Raw genomic sequence first — 23,499 nt, 5'->3', positions numbered from 1 at the left:
CTGTTGATTTTCATTTCTGGCGCTTCGCTTTCCGCGGGGAAGAATAATGATAAATCCCAAAGGCCGGATTTTCATAAACCAATTCTTCCTTGCAGTCGGGGAGCGTCCTCGTCGCTTTATGTGCCTGCGTGGTCTCCCCATGACTTGCTCATCCTCAGGACAGGGATTGAGCTTCCACGAACCTGCCCACGTACAGTGGAAATGAGTTAACATTTCCGGAGGAGGCTACGCGCCTTCCACTACAACCAACAGGGTTAAAAGCATCATTGGGCTTTAGAGCCAGTATTAAAGTTAAAAGCACAAACAAGGTCTCCTGAAAGCCAGGAGACCTTGTTAAAAACATAAATAAACTATTAATCTAATGGCAGTTCTTCCTGATCTTCTTCACTCTCAGTAACAGTGAACTCGCCGTCAAGGCCGTAGTGATTACGGATCTTTTGCTTGATTTCCAGACGGATGGACGGGTTTTCTTTAAGGAAAAGCTTCGCATTTTCCCTTCCCTGTCCTAGACGCTCACCATTATAGGAATACCATGAACCGCTCTTATCGACGATATCGAGGTCTGAACCCATGTCGATGATTTCTCCTTCTTGGGAAATCCCTTCACCGTACATGATATCCACTTCAGCTGTGCGGAACGGAGGAGCGACCTTGTTCTTGACGATTTTGATCCTAGTTTTATTACCTACCATGTCATTGCCTTGCTTCAAAGTTTCAGCACGGCGCACTTCAAGACGCACGCTTGAGTAGAATTTCAGAGCGCGTCCGCCAGGTGTCGTTTCAGGGTTACCGAACATAACACCGACCTTTTCACGAATCTGGTTAATGAAGATTGCAATAGTCTTGGACTTGTTGATTGCACCGGAAAGCTTACGCAATGCCTGTGACATCAAACGGGCCTGAAGACCAACGTGGGCATCACCCATCTCCCCTTCGATTTCAGCCTTTGGAACTAGAGCTGCAACGGAGTCGACAACAATAATGTCAATTGCGCCGCTTCGTACAAGCGCTTCTGCGATTTCTAAAGCTTGCTCTCCCGTGTCAGGCTGGGAAAGAAGAAGTTCATCGATATTTACCCCAAGCTTCTGTGCATATACAGGATCAAGAGCGTGTTCAGCGTCAATGAATGCCGCCTGGCCGCCATTAGCCTGTACTTCTGCAATCGCATGAAGCGCAACAGTTGTCTTACCTGAACTTTCAGGTCCGTAAATTTCAATAACACGTCCGCGAGGATATCCGCCTATTCCAAGTGCAGCATCCAATGCAAGGGATCCACTTGGAGAAGTAGAAATTTTCGTGTCTGTCTTCTCCCCTAATTTCATAACTGAGCCTTTACCAAATTGCTTTTCAATCTGTTTTAACGCCATATCTAAGGCAGCTTGACGATCACTCACTCAAATTTCCTCCTTTTATATAAAAACGAACCAGCATACTGCCTGGCCGCAAATCTCTTATTTAAAGCCTACTATTACTATACCTTTTTCCAGGGGGTTTGTCCATTAAAAAATCGAACATTTATTCGTTTTTTTTAGAAGGACAAAAAACTCCAAAATTGAATTTTCGTGGTCATTTTCAGTAGTTTTACTAAGGCATATACCCATTAAAATACGATTTTAGCAAAGAATCTGCCTATTTTAAACACCGGGTGGAAATTTCCATTCCGTACTGTCAGAACCACAAAAAAACACGGAAGTGCATCACTTCCGTGTTCCTGATAATCTATTAATTATGATCTGGCAGCCAAACTTTACTGACCTTTTCCTGATGGCCGACCGCGATCCGCTGAGACTCAATTTTTCCACATGGACTGGCATACCCTTGATATGTATCCCGATGAAAACCGTACCAGCTGGATGACCTTCCAGGCTGTCAGGACCGGCGACTCCAGTGAAGCTGATCCCAATGTCAGAATGGGTTATTGAAGCAATATTTGCTGCCAGCTCTGCGGCACATTCACTGCTTACTGCTCCATGCTTTTCAATCGTTTCAGGCGTTACCTTTACCAATTCTATTTTAGCTTGGTTCGAGTAACAGACTATCCCGCCATTGAACAAGCTGCTTGCACCAGAAATGGAAGACAATTCTTGCTGGAACATGCCTCCTGTCAGACTTTCTGCCGCTGATATTGTCAGGTTTTTATTTTTCAATAACTTAGAAAGCTCGATCATTAACGAAGTCTCGTTGTAACCATAAAAATGTTCGCCGACTCTTTCCATGATTGCCGCTTCTACTTGATCAATCAATGCTTGTGCAGTTCCGTTTGCGTCATCCCTCGCTGTAAGCCTCAGGGTAACTTCCCCATCTCCAGCCAGTGGTGCGATGGTTGGATTGCTTTGCTGGTCAATCAAATCTTCTATTTCCGATTCCAGAGCGGCCTCACCAATTCCAAAGAACCGCAGGACTCTCGATTCGATTTTAGCTTGATTGCCAGACAAGCCTGCAATAGCATTCTGGCCATATTTCAAGAACATTGGCTCCATTTCAGAAGGAGGACCAGGGAGAAGCATGTACTTGTTCTCGCCAGCCACCAAGAACATCCCGGGAGCCATTCCGTTATCATTTTTCAGGACAGCGCATCCCTCGATCACGAGAGCCTGCTTCCTGTTGTTCTCAGTCATTACTCTGTTCGTTTTTTCAAAATACAATTCAATGGAATTCATCGCTTCTTCATCAAGTACAAGCTGCTTCCCAAGCTGACCGGCAATTGTATCTTTCGTCAGATCATCTTTTGTTGGGCCCAATCCACCTGTAAAGATAATGAGCTCTGCCCTTTCCTGGGCGATTTCCATGGCGTCCTTTAATCTATCCGGATTATCTCCGACAACAGTATGATAGTAAACATTGATTCCCAAATCGGCAAGCTGCCTGGAAAGGAATCGGGCATTCGTATTGACGATTTGCCCAAGGAGCAACTCTGATCCTACAGCAATAATTTCGGCATTCATTTCTCGTCCCCCTGAAAATCAATTATTTGGAGTTGCTGAACACTTGCTTGTTTTTAGCAAAGTAATCCCAGCCAGACCAAATAGTAAAGAACATTGCCACCCATAACGCAATGTCTGCAAACGGGATGGAGAATGCTTCAAAAATGATATTATGCAGCAAGAGGGCGGAAATGGCCACTGTCTGTGCCCACATTTTGATTTTACCAGGCATTTTTGCTGCAACAACCTCACCACCGCCAGCAAGCAGTAAACGAAGCCCTGTTACGGCAAACTCCCGGCTGATTATGATGATAACAATCCACGCAGGGGCAAAACCAAGTTCAACCAAAATAATCAATGCAGAAGAAACAAGCAGTTTATCTGCAAGGGGATCAAGGAATTTCCCGAGATTCGTAACTAAATTGTGCTTTCGCGCCAGATAACCGTCAACCCAGTCTGTCACAGACGCAAAAATATAGATTAACGCTCCTACTAAATGCGTGACCGGCATGGTTGTACCAAGAAGGGAGATTTCTCCCCATGAAAAAGGAACAATCATGATGATCATAAATAACGGAATCAATAAAATTCGTGAAACCGTAATCTTATTTGGCAAATTCATATACTATTTCCTCCAGATGAAAAATTACAAAACCATTTTACTTCTATCATTATATCCAATATGTAAAAATCATCATTAAATATGCCTAGTAAATGAAAAGCGGAGGCGCCTTGGTCAGCCCCGACAAGCGCTGGAGGGCCGACAGGTGAAGTCGTTCTTTGACTTCATCAGGCGGACCGAAGCGACTCGAGGGGCTAGGCGCTGGAGCTAGACACTAACCTAGTATAAAAAGCTGATACTTTCTTACACAGAAAGTATAGCCCGTATAAACAAAAGTCCATACGGGCATTTTGGCAATTCATACTTTTAAATGGTTATACTCCTCGCAAAAGACAAAGGCTTATTTAACAAAGTTTATTGTGATCACCTGAGTCATATCTTTTTCAGGTGATACTGCATACTCTAACTTTTGGTCATTGACATAGATTTCGGTATCAGGTGCCCGTCCGATATTGATGACTGCCTTGGTTTCGTTGGATAAGTCCTCTGTTCGGCTTTCATTCTTTCCTTTTACAAGGGTTTCTTGAAAAATGGATTTAGAGCCATTTGATAGACCAACCCATGTCTGACCAAGTGATACGATTTTAATTACAAAGGATTCCGCACCTTTGAGTTCATAAACCGTGTTGCTTCCGCTGCTCGATAAAACTGAGAGCTCCTGGGCAGGTGTTTCAGGCTCAGCTTCCTCTTCGGCTGGTTCTTCTTCCTCGGCAGCTCCGTCTTCTTCTCCTGTGCCCTCATCGCCAGAATCATCTACTATATCTTCTGTTTCTTCAATGTTCGGCTTGCTTTTATCGGTATTTGCAGGCTGTTCTGCTCCATCACCTGCATTCTGCACAATCAGATACCAGATTAGGGCGATCGCGCCTATTATAAAGACTCCAATCAATATCTTCGGAAGTATATCCAGGATTTTTGATGTATCAGGAGAGATACTTTTCCTCGACTGTACTCGTGAAAGCTGCTCTGGAAGCTCTTCGTTGTATGTAGATGGTATTTCATTTTTGTGCTGTTCAAAAAGCTGTTCCGGATCAAGCCCGACAGCTTCTGCATATTGTTTAATGAATGCACGGACATAAAACTTGCCAGGCATCATAGAATAATTGCCCTCTTCAATACCAAGCAGGTAACGCTTCTGTATTTTCGTGATGGACTGCAGTTCGTCCAGGCTGAGGCCTCTAGCTTCACGTGCTTCCTTTAATATATTTCCTAACTCAGTCACGATAACACCTTCCAATACTGTTAAAAATCAAATCCTCCGAAATCAGAATCGGTAAACATGTGATTCTTCTGAACCATGTCATAAACGATTTCTTCATCGGGGTTATTGCGCAGCTCAATAATATAATCAAAATCATCGAGAGTATATTCCGTGTTCTGGACAAAAATATCCGGATGTTCAACAACCTTCACCGCAGGCAAGCGCATAATTTCCCTTACAAGCTGCCAGTGCTTTTCATTTGCTCTCCTTGTGGAGACGATTCCATCTATGATGAATAAGTTGTCTGCATTGTATTCGTCTTCAATCAGCTGGTTACGGATTGTCTGTTTCAATAATGTCGAAGAGACAAACAGCCAACGCTTGTTCGCACAAACACTTGAAGCCACGACTGACTCGGTCTTGCCGACTCGCGGCATCCCGCGGATCCCGATCAGTTTGTGTCCTTCCATCTTAAACAATTCTGCCATAAAATCTACGAGTAGTCCAAGTTCATCCCTGACAAAACGGAAAGTTTTTTTATCATCTGCATCACGCTGTATGTACCTGCCGTGTCTGACCGCCATCCGGTCACGAAGCTTAGGTTCACGGATTTTTATTACCTTTATTGTATCCATTGTATTTAAAATTGACTCTAATCGTTCAATTTGATCATCATCTTTTGCAAGGATCAACAGACCTCGTCTTCCTTCATCGACTCCATTGATCGTTACAATGTTAATTGACAGCATACCAAGCAAAGAAGAAATATCACCTAGCAGTCCTGGACGGTTAATCATAATCTCATATTCCAAGTACCATTCTTTCTTTTCCATCATTCTCCTCCTCTGCTATAAGGTCACTTGATTGCGACACATTTTGACATCGAATATCTAGCTACTATATTATATGATTTTTCAGGAAGATGAAAGGAAAAACAAGCCAGAAGCTAAAAGTTAAATAAAGCCTAGCAAAATATGTCCATTCAGAGGAAAAAGGACCTTTTCGCCAATAAAAAAGAGAGGAAGCTGGAAGTCCCCTCTCAAGTCTTTCTTATTGATTAGCACCATTGTTCTGAACCAGTTTAACCATCATTGTTGCAATGGCATGCTGTTCGTCAGGGCTTGCAACTGACCAAAGGTCTGCAAGGACTCTTTCCTGCTCATTTTTAGGATCAACATTCTTAGCAAGATAATCCCCAATTTGATAGGCAAGGTCTCCCATTACTTCTTTATTCATTCCCTGATCCTGCGCCTGATGAAGGCGGTCTCCCAAGAAATCCTTCCACTGATTCCAATTATCCAATACGGACATATTGACAACCTCCTTGTCTGAAATAGTACAAGGTTATTTTGCATACGTAGGTACATTATTATGCATTAGCAGAGATGTTTTGAAAAATTGTCACATCTCCGTCATGTCAGCCAGCCGCCATTCACCGCAAGGACCTGTCCGTTTATATAAGAAGATTGATCAGACAGCAGGAATTTCACACTATCTGCAACTTCATCGGCTTGTCCTAATCGTCCTGATGGAATATCAGCGGTTATGGCCTCGAGTTCTTCCTGTGTAAACTCTTCTACCATAGGAGTATGAATGGCACCTGGCGCTACGGCGTTCACTCTTATGCCGGAACTTGCCAGCTCTTTGCTCAGCGCCTTGGCAAATGCTATTTGAGCTCCTTTCACAGCTGAATAGGCCACTTCATAGGATGCGCCAGTCTGCCCCCAAATAGATGATACTAAGACAATACTCCCTTTTTCTTTTTGCCGTAATTTAGGGATCAGCTTTTTTGTCAGCATCATAGGTGAAGTCAGATGAACCTGGATCAGTTCCTCTGCTTCCGTCTCCTCTAAATCCTCAAGAAGACCATATTGGGCATGGCCTGCATTATGTACAATCGCATCAATCGAAAAGATGTTTGCCGCTAAATCCAAATAGCCTGTTTTTGCAGCCAGGTTCGCCTTGATCGGTATATACTCTCCGCCAAAAGTTTGAATTTGACACGCAAGTTCTTCTATCTCTTTTTCATTCTTGTTATAGTGCAAGTAGAGTGAATAACCTTCTGAAGCAAGCTTCCTGGAAATGGCTTTGCCTATCGCTCCACTTGCTCCTGTTACGAGTGCGAATTTTTTCATACTTCCCCTCTCCCGAATAATCTCATGAAATAATGCGCCGGCAAGGACCGGCGCATATATTAATGGGATCTATTGCTTATCCTTTGGAACTACCTGGCAGACTGTGAACCGTTCTTCGGCAATCAGCTCGCTGGCTGCTTGTTTGAGATCGTCCAGTGTAAGGCTTTCAAGTACCGGCACAACATCAAACAAATCCATATCATTGAATGCATAGCGTGTGAACTGATTGGCTATATACTCCGGAGAGTTTACTGCCCTAAGGAAAGCTCCAATTTTTTTCTTTTTTGTCCGCTCGAGGTTTTCCGCTGTCAGACCACGGCCAGCCTTTGCATCCAGCAGCATGGCTTCCAGCTTGCTGGCCAGGACATCCGGCTCGTTCGTATCCCCTCCTACCATCGCAAAACCAAAGCCATGCTCTTCGGAGTAATCGAATGAGAATGTATCATCGATTAACCCGGACCCATACAATTCGGTATAATTCTCGGAGCTCTTCCCAAAGAGAATATCGAGCATCACATTGATAGACAGCTCTTTTATTAGCATCTCCCTGCCCGATTTTGTTGGATTGGCCGCCTTGATTCCTACCAGGCATTTTGACGTCTGGACATTCATTTTAAGAACCTGTTTCTTTTCCGCCACTCCAACCTGTTCCTCATCAAACCTGCGCTGGATTTCAGGCAGATTTTTGTATTCCTTTTTTCCCTGGTTCTCTTTTATCAAGCCCATGATTTCTTCTGGGCTAACAGGGCCAACTACGAACAATAGCATATTGCTTGGATGGTAAAACGTTTCATAGCACTCATACAGCATATCCTTCGTAATGTGCGAAATCGATTCAATTGTACCAGCAATATCGATGCTTACCGGGTGGTTTTTATACATATTCTGTATCAGGCCGAAATACAGCCTCCAATCAGGGTTGTCATCATACATCGTGATCTCTTGCCCGATGATCCCTTTTTCCTTTTCAACTGTTTTCTCTGTGAAATAAGGTTCCTGGACAAAGTCGATCAAAGTTTCAAGGTTTTTTTCCACATTGGATGTACTGGAAAATAAATAAGCAGTCCTCGTAAAAGATGTGAATGCATTCGCAGAAGCACCCTGTTTGCTGAACTGCTGGAACACATCACCATCTTCTTTCTCAAACAATTTATGCTCAAGGAAATGGGCAATGCCATCAGGTACCTTAACAAAATCATTTTTTCCTGGAGGAAGGAAGTGATTATCGACTGAACCGTATTTCGTTGTAAATGTAGCATAAGTTTTATTGAAGCCTTTTTTTGGAAGAATGTATACATCCAGCCCGTTAGCCAGCTTTTCGTAATACATTTCTTCCTGAAGTTGTTCAAAAGTGATCTTTTCCATTATTTGTCCCCCTCCAATCCAGTTAAGAAGTAGATCGTATCAAGCTGAACCTTTTTGGCAACATCAACGATTTCTTCTTTTGTGGTTTTACTCATGCCCTGAAGCCAGTCTTCGAGGCTGACATTTTCACGCGATACAACATTATGATACAGGACCTCTACCATCCCTCTAGCCGTATCCATTGTCTCAAGCATTTGGTTTTCGATTACTGCTTTCGTCTGTTCGATTTCCTGGTCGGTAAAATCACCGGCTTGCATCGCTTCCATTTGTTCACGAATGATTTTTACTGCTAGCTCAAAATTTTCAAATTCGATGCCTGACATAACCATCATCAAACCTTTGTGGCTTTCAAGGCGGCTGGCGACATAGTAGGCAAGACTATTTTTTTCACGGACGTTCAAAAACAACTTCGAATGAGAAAAACCTCCGAAAATCCCGTTAAAAACCTGGAGTGCATAATAGTCCCTATCACCATAAAGCACATTCGTCCGGTAGCCGATATTCAATTTACCCTGCTTGACATCTTCTTTGTCCTTGACGGTTTTTTCTTCCACATGAACACTTTTCGAAGCTTCAACAAGTTTTGGTGTCCGCTGTTCGAATTGCAGCAGATCCTGTGCTATTGACTGGACTTCTGTCTCATCAACATCACCGATAATAAACAGGTCAAGCTCATCTTCCGCAAAGGCTTTCTTGTAGTATTCGTAAAGATTGTTCTCGTCAATTTGCGGAATATCATCAATCTCTCCGTTGACATGCAGTGCATATGGCTCATCCTTACACATTTCCTGTACGAGCCTGAAATTGGAGTATCTCATCTTATCATCATAGACAGCCTGTATCCGCTGTTTTAATGTCCGTTTTTCCTTTTCAACAGTATCTTTGTCAAAAGCTTCATTTTCAGCCAGGGGATTCACCAGAATTTCAGACATCAATTGCATTCCTTTTTTCAGCAAAGGATCTGGATCGCTCAGGAACTTTTCATTGGCAATTTCCAGTGAAAAACTGAGGACCTGATATTCTCCCTTTTTTGAAACATCCACATATAAATTAGCACCGTAAAGCTCATCAAGGTAGGAACGAAACTTTGATGTTGACGGGTAGGCCTTCGAACTGCTTTGCAGCACATACGGAAGCAACGCCCGTTTTGTTACATCCTCACTGGTAAGTGGTGCTTTCATCTTCCAAACAATTGTATTCGTCTTGAATTTTTCGGTTTTGACGATATGGAGCTTGTAACCCTTCATATCCTTGATACTTTCAGAAATGACAGCCATTGAAATCCTCCTTTATTTATAACACCAGGACTTGCTTACAGTCTTTCTTCTTCACATGATTGATGTAAATAAAACATTCTTCTTATTATGTATACGTTGTGAAGTCTATATTTAATATTCCAATAAATATACTCTAACTATACCTTTCACAATCAGGCTATTTCAAGGAATTGGCAGCCCATATGAAAAAAGCTTCCCAAATGGGAAGCTTTTATTGCCTTGTAGCAGCTAATTCCTCTTTCGCCTGAGAGTATAAATAAGTATAGCCAGATTCAAATTTTGCCTGGTTTTTACCATTTGCCTTCGCGGTATATAAGAGCTGGTCCGTGTATCCAAGAAGTTTATCCGGCAAGGCTGCACCTTTTGAAGAAGCAATTCCAAAGCTCATTGTGACACTCTCACACTCCTCACTGAATTTTTCAGCAGATAAACTTTCATAAAGATCATCAAAAAAGCGGATTTGACTTGTTTCTTCGATAGCTGGCAAAAGAAAGGCAAATTCTTCTCCGCCATAACGAAAAGCCTGGGCATCATATTCAGTTGCCAGTTCCTGAAAAATCCTCCCTATTTTCTTAAGGATTTCGTCCCCGGCTAAATGCCCAAACTGATCATTTATTTGTTTAAAGTGGTCAATATCACCCATGACCAGCAGGAAATTCTGTTTTGCACTTGTCAAAACTCTTAATTGTTCCTGGAAATGACGGTGATTATATAAGCCTGTTAAGTAGTCAGTGAACATCAGTTCGTGAAAAATCTCTTTCTGTTTTAAGTGTTTCCTTTCTCGTATAACGATTAATGATCCAAATACACCAATGATCCAAATGAAGGCGAGATTTAAAATGAAAGCAAATGCTGTATTAAAATCAAATTGAGCCTGTACGGCATAAATAGTAGAGTAACCAACCGTCAATGAAATTGAGGATAATATGGCTCCTTTTGTCCGCCAGTAAATGGTCGCATGCATGACGACCAAATAAGCAATCGGAAAAAGAGGTGACATAACCCCGTCAGTCAATGCAAGAAGCCACATTAACGCAATATAATCGAAGACAATTCCAGCCTTCGTAAGTAAATTGAAATACTCGTTTCCCGCCGACATTTTAATCAAAGCAGTCTGGGTTACTGCCATGTAGACAAATCCTATTGTCAATAATAAAGGAAATGTTTCTTTCGTGAAATTCAGCCTGTCCGCCAGAGGAGGAAAATAGAATACTAGAATCCCTACCAACAAGAATATCCAGCGCAAATAAGAAAAGATTTTTTCCGTTTCACGATCATCCATATATAATGATAGCTTCATGTGCATGCCCTCTGAACGAAATTATTTTTAGCAAACTTTTCCTTAATATTAACACATATGGAAGATTTAATCTAAAAAGAATGTTCAAATTCTTATGAAAATACTCTTAATGTGTATTTTAGTCCATACAATTAAAAGAGGCACCCATTCGAGGTACCTCTTTTAGCAGTAGCACTATTAACGTTTTCCGCTGTCGAATGTTTCCCCAACAGCTTTTGGTGCTTGTGATGACTTGGAGAAGATTACGAGCGCAATTAATGTCACTACATAAGGGAAAATCTTCAATAAGATTGGCGGAATGACAGCCAACTCTGGAATTACTTGTGACACGTTCGCAATCGTACTGGCAAATCCGAAGAAGAAAGTAGCTGCCAACACGCCTAGTGGTTTCCATTGTCCAAAAATCAAGGAAGCCAACGCCAGGAAGCCCAGACCTGCAACAGTTCCTGTAAATTCACCTGACTGTGTGACAATGATTAAGGCGCCGCCCAATCCGGCGAATGCTCCTGAAATTAGAACGCCGCTGTAACGGACTCTTCTTACATTGATCCCTGCTGCTTCAGCAGCCTGAGGGAATTCACCACATGAACGTAAACGAAGACCAAACTTCGTTTTATATAAGATGAATGAACTTACAAAAAGGATGACTAATACAAACCATGTTGTTGGATATGTTTTTGTGAAAAACAAATCTCCAATCACTGGAATATCCGAAAGGAATGGAACGTTAGACGGTGAGAAACCGCTTGAGATTCGGATGTTTCCACTTCCAGTCATATTACGTGCAAGGAACACCGTTAGTGCAGTGGCAATTAGATTGATTGCCGTACCACTGATAATCTGATTGGCATTCAAATTTATACTCGCAAACGCATGCAAGATAGAGAAAAGCATACCAGCAATTATAGCAGCCAGCAATCCAAGCCAGAGGACCAAAGTGTGGTTGTCCAATACGCCGCTCAGGTAATGGATGGATAGTGCGCCAGAGAAAGCACCAATGACCATCAATCCCTCGAGGGCAATATTTACAATACCGCTTCTTTCACTAAAAAGTCCGCCGAGTGCCGTAATAAGAAGAGGAATGGTAAAGATAATCGCGTAAGGAAAAATTTGTTCTATTATTGACCACATCTTATGAATCTCCCTTCTCGACTACAGGACCACTTTTATCTTTGTTTGATTTTTTTGCCTTGAACTTGTTCAGCAAACGTTCAATCATTACACTTGTCGCAGCAAAGTAAATGATGATCGCGATGATCGTATTTGCCAATTCAGGTGGAATTTCAGTCATAGCATTCATGAATCCAGTACCAGAGTAAAGAATCCCGAACAGCACTGCTGCGAAGAATACGCCAACAGGGTGGTTTGCACCTAGAAGAGCAACCGCGATGCCATCGTAACCTTGTGAAGGCAGAATACCGATTTGAATGCTTGAAGCATTTCCTGTATACAATGCTACCCCGCCGACTCCTGCAAGAGCGCCTGAAATCAACATAGATAGAATGATGTTGCGGTTTACTTTCATACCTGCATATTCTGCAGCAAATCTATTGAACCCGACTGCCTTCAATTCGAAACCAAGCGTTGTCTTGTCGATGATGAAAGCAATAATGATTACGGCAATGACTGCAAAGAAAAGGCCTAAGTTAATATAAGACCCATCGAACATTTCTGTTAAAAATGGAGTTCTTAAAGTATCTGTTTCAGCCAGTTTTTTTGATTCTGTTTCAAGGAATTCTCCCTTGAAATAACCTGGTACGACATAGTAAATCGTCCAGTAAGCAATCCAGTTCATCATGATTGTCGAAACAACTTCATGAACATTGAACTTTGCCTTCAGTAAACCTGGAATGAATGCCCATAGTGCACCTGCTACAAGTCCTGCAAGGACCATGACCAATAAAAGGATTGGCCTGGAAAAATCAAAAGTCAGGGCTACTGCAGAAGCAGCAAGGCCTCCAACCAGCATCTGTCCTGATGCCCCGATGTTAAAGAGTCCTGTACGGAAAGCAAAAGCCACAGATAAACCAGTGAATATAAGAGGAGTTGCTGTTGCCAAAGTATTGCCGATACGCTCTAGATTTTTCAGCGCTCCTTGAAGCAAATAGGAATAACCTTCAATCGGATTGCTGCCGATGAAAAGCATCAGAATGCCTCCGGCCACAAGACCTAGAATAATGGATATTAAAGATACGATGGTATTTCTCATATGCTTCTCTCCTTAGCCACGCCTGCCATCATAAGACCAACTTCATTTTCGTTTGTTTCCGACGCGATTACCTCGCCTACTAGCTCACCATTATTGACGATGGCTATGCGGTCTGAAAGCTGAAGAACTTCATCAAGCTCCAAAGAAATCAGTAATACCGCGTTCCCTTTGTCGCGATGCTCAATAATCCGTTTATGGATGTATTCAATGGAACCAACATCCAATCCACGAGTCGGCTGAACAGCAATCAAAAGCTTCGGATCAAGTTCAAGTTCACGCCCGATGATTGCTTTTTGCTGGTTACCACCGGAAAGAGTCCTGGCAATCGATGCAGCACCTTCACCTGATCGCACATCGAAGTTGGTAATGATATTTTGAGCATACGCTTTCATAGCAGAGAAATTTAATAATCCACGCTTAGAGAAAGGCTGTTTGTTGTAAATTTGAAGCACCATGTTTGAAACAAGTGAGTAATCAAGAACAAGACCGCGTTTTTGTCTGTCCTCTGGTATATGGCTGATACCTTTTTCATTCCTTTGGCGGATTGGAAGGTTGGTGATCTCGTCTCCACCGACCACTATCGTTCCAGATTCAGCTTTTCTCAAGCCTGTGATTGCTTCAACAAGCTCTGTCTGTCCATTGCCTTCTACTCCGGCAATCCCGACTATTTCCCCAGCACGGACTTCCAATGAAAAATCCTTCAATCCCATAACTTTTCGATTATTTTTTACTGATAAAGAATCTATTTTAAGTACTACTTCACCAGGAGTACTTTCTTTCTTATCCACTTTGAAAGAGACATGACGTCCGACCATCATTTCGGCAAGACTAGCCTCACTGGTTTCTGCCACATTGACAGTCCCAATTCCTTTTCCGCGGCGAATGACTGTACAACGGTCCGCAACGGCCTTAATTTCTTTTAGTTTATGAGTGATAATTATAATAGACTTACCTTCATTAATAAGATTACGCATGATTTTCATTAATTCATCAATTTCTGCTGGTGTAAGTACAGCAGTTGGCTCATCCAAAATCAGAACATCTGCTTCACGATAAAGCATTTTCAAAATTTCTACCCTTTGCTGCATACCTACTGAAATATCTTCGATTTTCGCATGAGGATCTACATTCAAACCGTAATGCTTTGATAATTCTTCAATTCTTTTTGCCGCTTTATCAATATCAAGCACCATGCCTCTAAGCGGCTCACTGCCCAATATGATGTTTTCCGTTACTGTGAAGTTTTCAACCAGCTTGAAATGCTGATGCACCATTCCGATTCCCAAGCGGTTAGCGACATTAGGATTCGTAATCTTCACTTCTTGGCCATTAACTTTTACTACACCGCGCTCAGGCTGATACATGCCGAACAGAACACCCATCAAGGTTGACTTGCCCGCACCGTTTTCACCTAGCAGTGCATGTATTTCCCCTTTTTTAAGGGTAAGGGTAACATTATCGTTGGCTACGATACCCGGAAACTCTTTCCGAATATTCAACATCTCAACTACATAACTCATAGTAGCACTCACCTTTGTATTAGACTCTATACCTATTAAGAATAGCGTAAGCGCCCTTGTCAGCTTCTCTAACATTTCATCGGCACCTGGGGAAATGATGCAATCACTTCCTTTTGGAAGGCCGATTAGTTGGAAGCCAGGCTCTGGAGCTGTACAATTTCACTTCTGAAAAGTTCAAAATTTTTCCTTTTCAAGTCCGATAGACAAAAGAGACGGGAGACCGTCTCTTTTGCAGTTTTTTACTTGAATAAATCTCCCTGCTCAGCAGAGACTTTGATTTCTTCAGATTTAACTTTTTCGTATACTTCTTTAACCTTGCCTGTTGTTTCTTCGCTTAGGTTAGGGTTTTTCTCAGGAAGACCAATTCCATCGTTCTTAGCATCGAAAATCAAAGTTTCTCCGCCTGGGAATTTGCCGTCAAGCTCTGCTTGAACCATATCGTAAGAAACTTGGTCAAGCTTCTTCATTGCAGAAGTAAGGATGACTGACTTATCTCCTTCGTATTTACCATCTTCATACTGGTCTACGTCAACACCAACGATCCAGACGTTTTCTCCAGCTTTCGCACGGTTCTTCGCTTCGTTGATCGCTCCAACACCAACACCACCAGCAGCAGTGAAGATAACATCTACGCCACGATCATAGAATTGAGCTGCAATTTGACCGCCAGCAGCAGCGTTGTCAAATGAACCCTGGTAAACTACGTTTTCAGCCTTGATTGTTACATTCGTATCAAGGTTTTCATTTGCATATTTAAGACCTTGTTGGAAGCCCCAGTTGAACTTTTGTACAGCAGGGATTTCCATACCGCCGATGAATCCAGCTTCGCCTTCTTTCAATTCAACCGCTGCAGCAACACCAGCAAGGAAACCTGATTCGTGCTCTGCAAAGAATACAGCTACAGTGTTATCTTTAACAACTGGATTGTAATCTCCACTGTGCGGATTTCCATCAAGAATGACGAATTTAGCATCTTCATATTTATCCTGGGCTTGGAAAACAGCTGTTTCGAATTTAAAGCCCGGTGTAACGATGAACTTATATTCTGCGTCGTATAAGTTACCAATTTCTTTTAAGTATTCTGCTTCAGTAGTTCCTGCTGGCTTTAGGTACTTTGTCTTAACGCCGAATTCTTCTTCAGCCTTCAGGATTCCTTCCCAAGTACCCTGGTTGAATGACTTGTCATCAATCGTACCTGCGTCAGTGACCATACCTACTCTTAAGTCTGACTCCTTGCCCTTAGAACTGTCGCCTTCGTCGCTTCCGCAACCTGCCAACATAGTACCTGCTGCTAAAAGCAATGACATTACCAAACCAAATTTACGCTTTTTCAAGGTTTGTACCCCCCAGAGAATGTTTGTGATTTCGCAGGAATGTTCTGAAAAACCAATCAGTTAGCGTTTACATTTCCTTAAAAAAATTAAATTCTTTTCCTAAGGACATGAAAACTGAACTTGTCGGCTTTAAAGTAATTCACCGAATAAAGAATCGGAACATCATTTTCGTCGAAATGCATCTGCTTCAAAACAAGCAATGCTGTTTCCGGCTCGCATTCAAGGATGGGTGAAATCTTCTCGTGATAGCCAATTGGCTCAATTTGAGCTACTGCGTATGTTACCTTCCGGTTCGATTTAACTTCAAGAAGATGAAGCAATGACTCATCTTCAAATGAAGAATCTTCCGGGAGGATACTTGAAGGAATCTTGTCAAGACAATAGACGACAGGTTCCCCGTTTGCAGTTCTGACCCTTTCAACCAGTGTGATTTCATCATCATGAGAGCATGAAAAACGTCGGATATCTTCTTCGGTTGGCCCAGTAGTCGTTGAGTTCAAGAAGATTGTACCAGGCTTCATCCCTGCATGCTCAATCATGCCCGTCACGCTGTTCAACTGTTCAATACCTGACTCAAACAACGGTTTGGCGTTGACAAAAGTCCCTACACCATGCCTGCGAACTATGACGTTTTCTTCTTCAAGTATTCGCAATGCTTCTCTTAGTGTAGCTCTGCTGACTCCAAGCTGTTTGGCAAGATCAAATTCTGAAGGTAGTTTTTCTCTTTCTTTATAAATACCTTTTTGAATATCTTGCTTCAGGTGATCGATTACTTGTAAATACAGGTGCCGGTTATCTGACTTGATCGACATGAGGCGTTCCTCCAACCTTTGCTCAAGACATCAGACATCTGATGTATAGCATTCCTACTAATCGAAAATACTATAACACTTTTTTCGAGATAAATAAATAGTGTTTCAACAATTTGTCGAAAAAAGCTAGATTGACCAAAATTGTCACTTTTTCCGGGACGATAAACCTATATTTTTGCTATAATAAGTTTTTGTAAACGGTTTTAATAGTATGACACTATTATTTGATCTATAGGAGTATTGTCCTGCATATACAGAAAAAGTCGGGTGTGATCACCCGACTTTTGTCGTTTTCAGATGTATGATGTTATGCCTCTTCGGACTTAGCCACTAGGACGGTACGCGGCTTGCTTCCTTCATAAGGCCCAACGATACCACGCAACTCCATTTCATCGATCAGTCTAGCTGCACGAGAATATCCAATCCTGAACCTTCTTTGAAGCATAGAAACAGAAGCGGTTTGCATTTCCACTACAAGATCGACGGCATCTCCGTACAATTCATCCTCTACCTCTGATGTGTTCTCTGGAACATCCTCTGGGATCATTTCTTCTTGATACTGTGCTTTCTGCTGGCCAATGACGTAGTTTACAACCTCTTCTACCTCTTCATCCGATAAGAATGCTCCCTGCACCCTCACAGGCTTCGACGCCCCTACAGGCAGGAACAGCATGTCCCCTCTTCCAAGCAGTTTCTCTGCACCGCCCATATCCAGAATCGTCCTTGAGTCTGTCATCGAGGAAACAGCAAATGCAATCCTTGAAGGAATATTCGCTTTGATAACCCCTGTAATGACATCAACAGATGGTCTCTGTGTAGCTATGATTAAATGGATTCCGGCAGCACGTGCCATCTGTGCCAGCCTGGTGATAGAATCTTCAACATCAGAGGACGCAACCATCATCAAGTCTGCCAGCTCGTCGACAATTACTACGATGAATGGAAGCAGTGGCTGGTTTGCTTCTTCCTCGCTATTATATCTCTTGATATATTCATTGTAGCCTTCGATATTCCTTGTACCCGTGTGTGAGAAGAGCTCATAGCGCCTTTCCATCTCACTGACCACTTTTTTGAGTGCCTGCGATGCTTTCTTGGCATCGGTAACAACCGGGGCCAGCAAATGCGGAACACCATTATATACATTCAACTCAACCATCTTAGGGTCAATCATCATTAATTTGACTTCATGGGGCTTTGCCTTCATCAAGATGCTGGTGATAATACCGTTAATACACACACTCTTTCCGCTTCCGGTAGCACCGGCAACAAGAAGGTGAGGCATTTTATTCAGTTCGGCAAGCACTGCTTCACCCGTAATATCACGTCCCAAACCAATTTGGAGTTTGGATCCTGGTTTGTTATGCTGCTTCGACTCGATTACTTCCCTCAAAGAAACCATTGCCACTTCAGAATTCGGAACTTCTATACCAATTGCTGACTTTCCCGGTATCGGAGCTTCAATCCTGATATCCTTTGCTGCCAATGCCAATGCCAAATCATCATTAAGGCTGACGATTCTGCTTACCTTGACACCGACATCAGGGTGAACTTCATACTTCGTCACCGCTGGTCCCAGATGAACCTGGGTCACTCTTGCTTTTACCCCGAAGCTGTGGAATGTGCGTTCAAGCTTGGCCGCATTCGCGTGAATCATTTCATATTCACCGCTCTGGTCCGTTTTGTTGGGCAGCTTCAATATATCGATTGGCGGAAGTTCATAAGAGGTATTCTCCACTTCCGTAAAAGTAATATTCTGCGGCAACTCTTCTGCCTCGTCTTCAGTGTCACTTGCAGCTTTAGCTTTCTTTTCTGGCTGCTGTTGTTGAGAATCAGCAGGATTGGCGTAAGCTCGCTCCGCAAAGCTGGAGATGATAGGCTCAGGGGCTGGCTCATCAGCAATTTCGATCGTTTTTTCTGCTGGCGCTTGCTGAACAACCGCCTGGCTGCTCTCATTTTTAGCCTGTTTTGCCTGTTGGCTTTCTGTCTTTTTATGTTGTTGATTTTCTTTCCATTGTTTAAGGTCTTCGATGAATGAAAACCATTGTTCTCTGATAAAACTGCCGATTGGTGTCAGGATTTTCCCGGCAACTTCACTGAATGTTTTGCCTGTGACAAGAATGGCGCCAATGATGATTAGCAGGAAGGCAATCAGCTGAGATCCTGCTGCATCAAACAAAAAGTAAAACAGCGCAAACATCACAGCCCCGATCATCCCGCCTCCGAGATCATTCGTGCTTGTCTCTCCTTTTGCCTCCATCACATATAATTCGAAAGTGTTTTTAATGACACTGGGGTCCTCAAACTTGCCGCCATTGGATAATAGTTCGAATAAAGTCACATGGCTTAATAACAGGATTGCACTTACAATCAGATATGTACCAATTAATTTAGTGTGGAATATAAAAGGCAGGCTTCGTTTCCACATGATGAAAATACTGAACACGACCAGCCCTACGAGACTGAGCATATACCATTCTCCGAAGAAAAACCGGAAGAACATCACGACGGCTCCTCCGACTGCTCCCAAATCCGCCATCGCTATGATAGCTAATGCGAGCAGCGCTAACCCGGCAAGTTCATATTGAACAGTTGTTTTCAATGTATTCTTCTTTCTCGATTGCCGTCTTTTCTTTTTGGCCATTTTATCACCTGAACTTTTATAGCTTCACTATCAGCATAATCAACTAGCTTATTCTTCAAACTTTAATAAGAAGAAAAGCAGCCTTATTCGGCTGCTGATGCTTTAGTGTATCCATATTATATCATATTTGCCAGTTGAAACGGCACAATCGATTTTTAAAATAGATAGGGCTGATGCTCTTTTTACTCAGCTTTTCAATATGCGTAAAAGGTCAATTCAATAAGTACCTAAGAGAGAGTAATGGTAGAACCAGGCAAACAGGATGTTTCCATATAATGGTTTGGGTCGGTACTCATTACCCTGACTACCCGGTACTCATGATTCTCTGTATATTCAGCCATGATAGGAATTCCATTATAGCTGATCATGACTTGGTTAATGGCCTCTTCACTCGGAGGGAATACCTGTTCATGCGGCATCATCGTATAGAGGATCATTGTACAATCACTTCTGACTCTTGTTTATTCATATCAATTAATTCATTTAACTTTTTCATCGCCTGGCCTATTCCTCCGACTTCATGGATCAAGCCGGTCTCGACTGCATCATGGCCCACAACATTCGTACCGATATCTCTTGTCAGGTTGCCTTTGGCAAACATCAACTCTTTGAATGTTTCTTCAGTAATATTGGAATGCTTCGTAACAAAATTCACAACTCTATCCTGCATTTTATCGAGATATTCAAATGTTTGCGGAACGCCGATGACAAGTCCGGTCAGCCTGACTGGATGAATTGTCATTGTCGCCGTCTCAGCAATGAACGAATAATCACAGGAAACTGCTATAGGCACTCCGATGGAATGACCGCCGCCAAGTACGATAGAAACGGTCGGCTTCGAAAGTGATGCCAGCATTTCCGAAATTGCCAGCCCTGCTTCCACATCCCCGCCAACTGTATTAAGAATGACAAGCAAACCTTCAATATTCTGGTTTTGTTCAATTGCAACAAGCTGCGGAATCAAATGTTCATATTTTGTCGTTTTATTATGTGGCGGAAGCTGCATATGCCCCTCAATTTGTCCAACAATTGTCAAACAATGGATCTTCGAATCCTGCGATAGCTGGGGGACATTTGTCTGGCCAAGCTGCTGAATCTTTTCAAGAAGGCCTGATGGTTTGTTCTCCTTATCCCCCTGCTGGCCCTCCTGGTTTTCAGAACTGAATTTGTTCATATCGTTATCCATCCTTTTATGCTCCCTTCAGGCATGATAATTTTAGTATGAACATCATCATCAATTTCATTCCGCGCCCAGAGGTGACTGAAGAATAATATCAGGAAACAAAAAAGATACTGGTGTTTAAGCCAGTATCTTTTCCAATAACTATTTAACCTCCATGATGATCGGCATGATCATTGGGCGGCGTTTTGTTTTTTCATATAAATATTGGTGAAGGGAGTCTCGGATGTCTTGTTTTAAACTATTCCAATCGAAAGAGCCTTTGTTGGCATTTTGCTCGACGATTTCTCTTACCAGGGCAGCAGAATCGGTCATCAGCTTCTCAGATTCACGAACATAGACGAAGCCGCGCGATATGATTTCCGGTCCGGCAATAATCTTCCTGTCGGTTTTATTCAGTGTGACCACCACAAGTAAAACACCGTCCTGCGATAGCAGCCTTCGATCTCGGAGAACAATGTTGCCTACATCTCCAACACCAATTCCATCGATCAATGTATTCCCGGCCGGTACTTTCTCTGTGAACTTTAATTTCCCGCCTGAAATGTCAATTACGTCACCGCGATCGGGGATGAAGATATTTTCTTCCGGAATACCGCATGCTTGAGCAAGCCTTTTATGGGCCTTCAGCATTTTGTATTCCCCATGTACAGGAATGAAGAATTTAGGATTCATCAGATTGATCATGAATTTCAATTCTTCCTGACTTCCATGGCTGGAGACCTGGACACTATTTTTGCTGGATACCACATTCGCACCGGCGCGGTAAAGCATATCCATCGTCTTATAAATAAAAACTTCACTTCCCCTCAAAGGTGAAGCAGCAAACAATACGGTGTCCCCTGCCTGGATGTTCACCTGTGGATGCACTTGTTTAGCCATTTTCTGCAGAGCTTCTATCGGCTCGCCCTGACTCCCGGTGGTTAAAACCACCACCTGGCTGTTGTCGTAATCCTTTAGATCATTAACAGAAATGATCAGGTCTTCCTCTACCTGTAAATAGCCTAGTTGCAATGCGATATCATATACACGTTTCAAGCTATTTCCTACCACAGCCACTTTACGGCCATTTGCATATGCGCTGTTAAAGAGGTGCTGGATCCTGTTAAGGTCAGATGCGAAGCAGGCAGCAATGATCCTGCCCTCTGCATTATAAAAAACGTTGGATAGTTCAGCGATCACGGTTGATTCTGAAGGTGTATGCCCGGGTCTTTCAGCCTCCGTACTGTCGGAAAGCAGACAGAGCACACCTTTTTCACCTATTGAAGCCATCTTGCCTACTTCAGGCTTGTATAGTGTTCCTGCTGCCTGGTCAAATTTAAAATCCCCTGTATGTACAATTGCACCTTCTGATGTATGAATGCTGATGCCGACTGAACCAGGGATGCTGTGATTGGTTTTAAAAAAGGAAACAGACACTTTGTCAAAATCCACTATTGTATCTGAATTAATTTCATGAAAGTCAGCAGAACCGGTGAAATCCTGTTCTATCATTTTCTCCTGTGCCAGGGCGATTGTTAGCTTTGTTCCATAAACCGGTACATTGATTTTGCGTAAAATATAGGATAAAGCACCAATATGATCTTCATGCCCGTGTGTAAGGAAAATCGCTTTCACCCTGTCACTATTCGAAACCAAATATGTAAAATCGGGTATGACCACATCAATGCCGAGCATCTCATCCTCAGGAAACATCAATCCCACATCAACTACAAAAATATCACCGTCCACTTCAGTGATGTACATATTCTTTCCCATTTCCCCCACTCCACCAAGTGGAATGATTTTAATACTCTCGTTTTTCGCTATCAATTCCGTGCTCCTCCTGTGTTGTAATATCCGAACCATTATCAGTTAAAATCATTATACTTGATGATAGAAAATCTTTACAACTTTATTCAATTGCCTCTCGTGTATGAACTTCCCCCTCTCTCCATTTGTAAATTATTCCTGCTTTACTGTTTCGTCCTCCTGCATAGATACTTTATTGTGAGCCAGGGTTTCTGCTTTTACCGTTCGGACTCCGGCATCTGGTTTTCGGGCAATGCAAGGGTTTTGCTTTTACTTCCATATAAAAAAGGCCAACCCGAGAGGCTGGCCTTAAGATTTATTGAAATAGTTTAGCTACCGCTGATCTTTCTTGTTCTGTCAAAGGCACCATTGGCAAACGAACGGAACCGACATCGAGTCCTTTTAGCTGCAATGCCGTCTTGACAGGTGCCGGGCTTGGAGCAGCGAAGAGTCCTTCCATGACCGGGAGCAAGCGCTGATGCATTTTTGCAGCGTCCGCATTTCTTCCGCTGAAGAAAGCATCGACCATTGCTTGCATCTCGTTTCCAATTACATGTGAAGCTACAGAGACAATTCCTGCACCGCCGATTGCGAGAACTGGCAGAGTCAATCCGTCATCTCCACTGTATAAAAGGAAATCGTCTGGTGTATTTGCAATGATTTTAGTCATGGCATTCAAGTCACCACTAGCTTCCTTTACCGCGACCACATTCGGGATTTCAGCCAGTTTAATCACTGTTTCGGGCAGGATATTCACGACTGATCTTCCTGGAATATTATAAACCATTACTGGCAGTGTTGTAGCTTCTGCTGCTGCTTTAAAGTGCTGGTATAAGCCTTCCTGGTTTGGCTTGTTGTAGTATGGTGCTACGATCATGATCGCGTCTACACCAATTTCTTCTGCCTTTTTTGTCAATTCGATGGTGGCATATGTGTTATTGCTGCCTGTTCCAGCGATGACAGGCACCCTCTTGTCTACTACCTTCACGACATGCTGGAATAATGCGATTTTCTCTTCTTTGGAAAGAGTCGGGGATTCACCAGTTGTCCCTGCAACTACAAGTGAATCTGTTCCGTTATCAATCAAATGGTTAACTAGCTGTGTCGTTTTAGCGAAATCAATGTGACCTTTGTGATCAAACGGGGTCACCATTGCTGTGGATACTCTTCCGAATTGAACCATTCCTG

General features: G+C 42.7%; 20 protein-coding genes. All 20 read right to left on the bottom strand.

Annotation, left to right across the window (positions count from 1 at the left end):
- Positions 1–353: 353 nt before the first annotated feature.
- Positions 354–1,394, bottom strand: a complete 1,041-nt coding sequence (recA, locus tag AB5I83_RS16390) for a recombinase RecA (protein WP_448976716.1) — start codon at positions 1,392–1,394, stop codon at positions 354–356.
- Between the two features lie 303 nt (positions 1,395–1,697).
- The gene (locus AB5I83_RS16385; RefSeq protein ID WP_448976714.1) at positions 1,698–2,945 is read right to left on the bottom strand and encodes a competence/damage-inducible protein A; all 1,248 of its coding nucleotides are present in this window, start codon (positions 2,943–2,945) and stop codon (positions 1,698–1,700) included.
- A gap of 22 nt (positions 2,946–2,967) precedes the next feature.
- Positions 2,968–3,546, bottom strand: a complete 579-nt coding sequence (gene pgsA, locus AB5I83_RS16380; protein ID WP_167832873.1) for a CDP-diacylglycerol--glycerol-3-phosphate 3-phosphatidyltransferase — start codon at positions 3,544–3,546, stop codon at positions 2,968–2,970.
- 340 nt (positions 3,547–3,886) lie between these two features.
- Positions 3,887–4,768 (bottom strand): helix-turn-helix domain-containing protein, encoded by an 882-nt coding sequence (locus AB5I83_RS16375; protein WP_448976712.1) that lies wholly within the window; start codon positions 4,766–4,768, stop codon positions 3,887–3,889.
- 20 nt (positions 4,769–4,788) lie between these two features.
- A complete protein-coding gene (locus AB5I83_RS16370; RefSeq protein ID WP_192473250.1) occupies positions 4,789–5,580 on the bottom strand; it encodes a DUF3388 domain-containing protein in 792 nt (263 codons plus the stop codon).
- A gap of 217 nt (positions 5,581–5,797) precedes the next feature.
- The gene (locus AB5I83_RS16365) at positions 5,798–6,058 is read right to left on the bottom strand and encodes a DUF3243 domain-containing protein (RefSeq protein ID WP_167832871.1); all 261 of its coding nucleotides are present in this window, start codon (positions 6,056–6,058) and stop codon (positions 5,798–5,800) included.
- A gap of 101 nt (positions 6,059–6,159) precedes the next feature.
- Entirely contained in the window at positions 6,160–6,882 is a 723-nt protein-coding gene (gene ymfI, locus AB5I83_RS16360; protein ID WP_448976710.1) for an elongation factor P 5-aminopentanone reductase, read from the bottom strand.
- A gap of 69 nt (positions 6,883–6,951) precedes the next feature.
- Positions 6,952–8,247 (bottom strand): EF-P 5-aminopentanol modification-associated protein YfmH, encoded by a 1,296-nt coding sequence (gene yfmH, locus AB5I83_RS16355; protein ID WP_448976708.1) that lies wholly within the window; start codon positions 8,245–8,247, stop codon positions 6,952–6,954.
- A complete protein-coding gene (gene yfmF / locus AB5I83_RS16350) occupies positions 8,247–9,524 on the bottom strand; it encodes an EF-P 5-aminopentanol modification-associated protein YfmF (protein WP_448976706.1) in 1,278 nt (425 codons plus the stop codon). Before yfmF ends, yfmH begins: the two co-directional genes overlap by 1 nt.
- A 211-nt stretch (positions 9,525–9,735) precedes the next feature.
- On the bottom strand, positions 9,736–10,824 hold the full coding sequence (locus AB5I83_RS16345; protein WP_448976704.1) for a GGDEF domain-containing protein: 1,089 nt from the start codon (positions 10,822–10,824) through the stop codon (positions 9,736–9,738).
- A 177-nt stretch (positions 10,825–11,001) separates the two neighbouring features.
- Complete coding sequence (locus AB5I83_RS16340) at positions 11,002–11,955, bottom strand: ABC transporter permease (RefSeq protein WP_125479057.1); 954 nt, start codon at positions 11,953–11,955, stop codon at positions 11,002–11,004.
- 1 nt (position 11,956) lies between these two features.
- Entirely contained in the window at positions 11,957–13,033 is a 1,077-nt protein-coding gene (locus tag AB5I83_RS16335) for an ABC transporter permease (RefSeq protein ID WP_448976702.1), read from the bottom strand.
- Positions 13,030–14,553 carry an ABC transporter ATP-binding protein gene (locus AB5I83_RS16330; RefSeq protein WP_448977151.1) on the bottom strand — a complete coding sequence of 508 codons (1,524 nt, stop codon included), beginning with the start codon at positions 14,551–14,553 and terminating at the stop codon, positions 13,030–13,032. Before AB5I83_RS16330 ends, AB5I83_RS16335 begins: the two co-directional genes overlap by 4 nt.
- 239 nt (positions 14,554–14,792) lie before the next feature.
- Entirely contained in the window at positions 14,793–15,887 is a 1,095-nt protein-coding gene (locus AB5I83_RS16325) for a BMP family lipoprotein (RefSeq protein ID WP_226643830.1), read from the bottom strand.
- 86 nt (positions 15,888–15,973) lie between these two features.
- Positions 15,974–16,699, bottom strand: coding sequence for a GntR family transcriptional regulator (locus AB5I83_RS16320; RefSeq protein ID WP_167832865.1), 726 nt, complete (start codon positions 16,697–16,699; stop codon positions 15,974–15,976).
- A 307-nt stretch (positions 16,700–17,006) separates the two neighbouring features.
- Positions 17,007–19,340, bottom strand: a complete 2,334-nt coding sequence (locus AB5I83_RS16315; RefSeq protein ID WP_448976699.1) for a DNA translocase FtsK — start codon at positions 19,338–19,340, stop codon at positions 17,007–17,009.
- 227 nt (positions 19,341–19,567) lie between these two features.
- The gene (locus AB5I83_RS16310) at positions 19,568–19,777 is read right to left on the bottom strand and encodes a YlzJ-like family protein (RefSeq protein WP_448976698.1); all 210 of its coding nucleotides are present in this window, start codon (positions 19,775–19,777) and stop codon (positions 19,568–19,570) included.
- The gene (locus AB5I83_RS16305) at positions 19,774–20,526 is read right to left on the bottom strand and encodes a ClpP family protease (protein ID WP_448976696.1); all 753 of its coding nucleotides are present in this window, start codon (positions 20,524–20,526) and stop codon (positions 19,774–19,776) included. Before AB5I83_RS16305 ends, AB5I83_RS16310 begins: the two co-directional genes overlap by 4 nt.
- Positions 20,527–20,664: 138 nt before the next feature.
- Positions 20,665–22,329, bottom strand: coding sequence for a ribonuclease J (locus tag AB5I83_RS16300; RefSeq protein WP_448977150.1), 1,665 nt, complete (start codon positions 22,327–22,329; stop codon positions 20,665–20,667).
- A 298-nt stretch (positions 22,330–22,627) separates the two neighbouring features.
- Positions 22,628–23,494, bottom strand: coding sequence for a 4-hydroxy-tetrahydrodipicolinate synthase (dapA, locus tag AB5I83_RS16295; protein WP_448976694.1), 867 nt, complete (start codon positions 23,492–23,494; stop codon positions 22,628–22,630).
- Positions 23,495–23,499 lie beyond the last annotated feature (5 nt).

This window comes from Mesobacillus sp. LC4 (assembly GCF_053543455.1).
The sequence above is the reverse complement of the archived record's forward strand: the minus strand, read 5'-3'. Positions and strand labels throughout refer to the sequence as shown.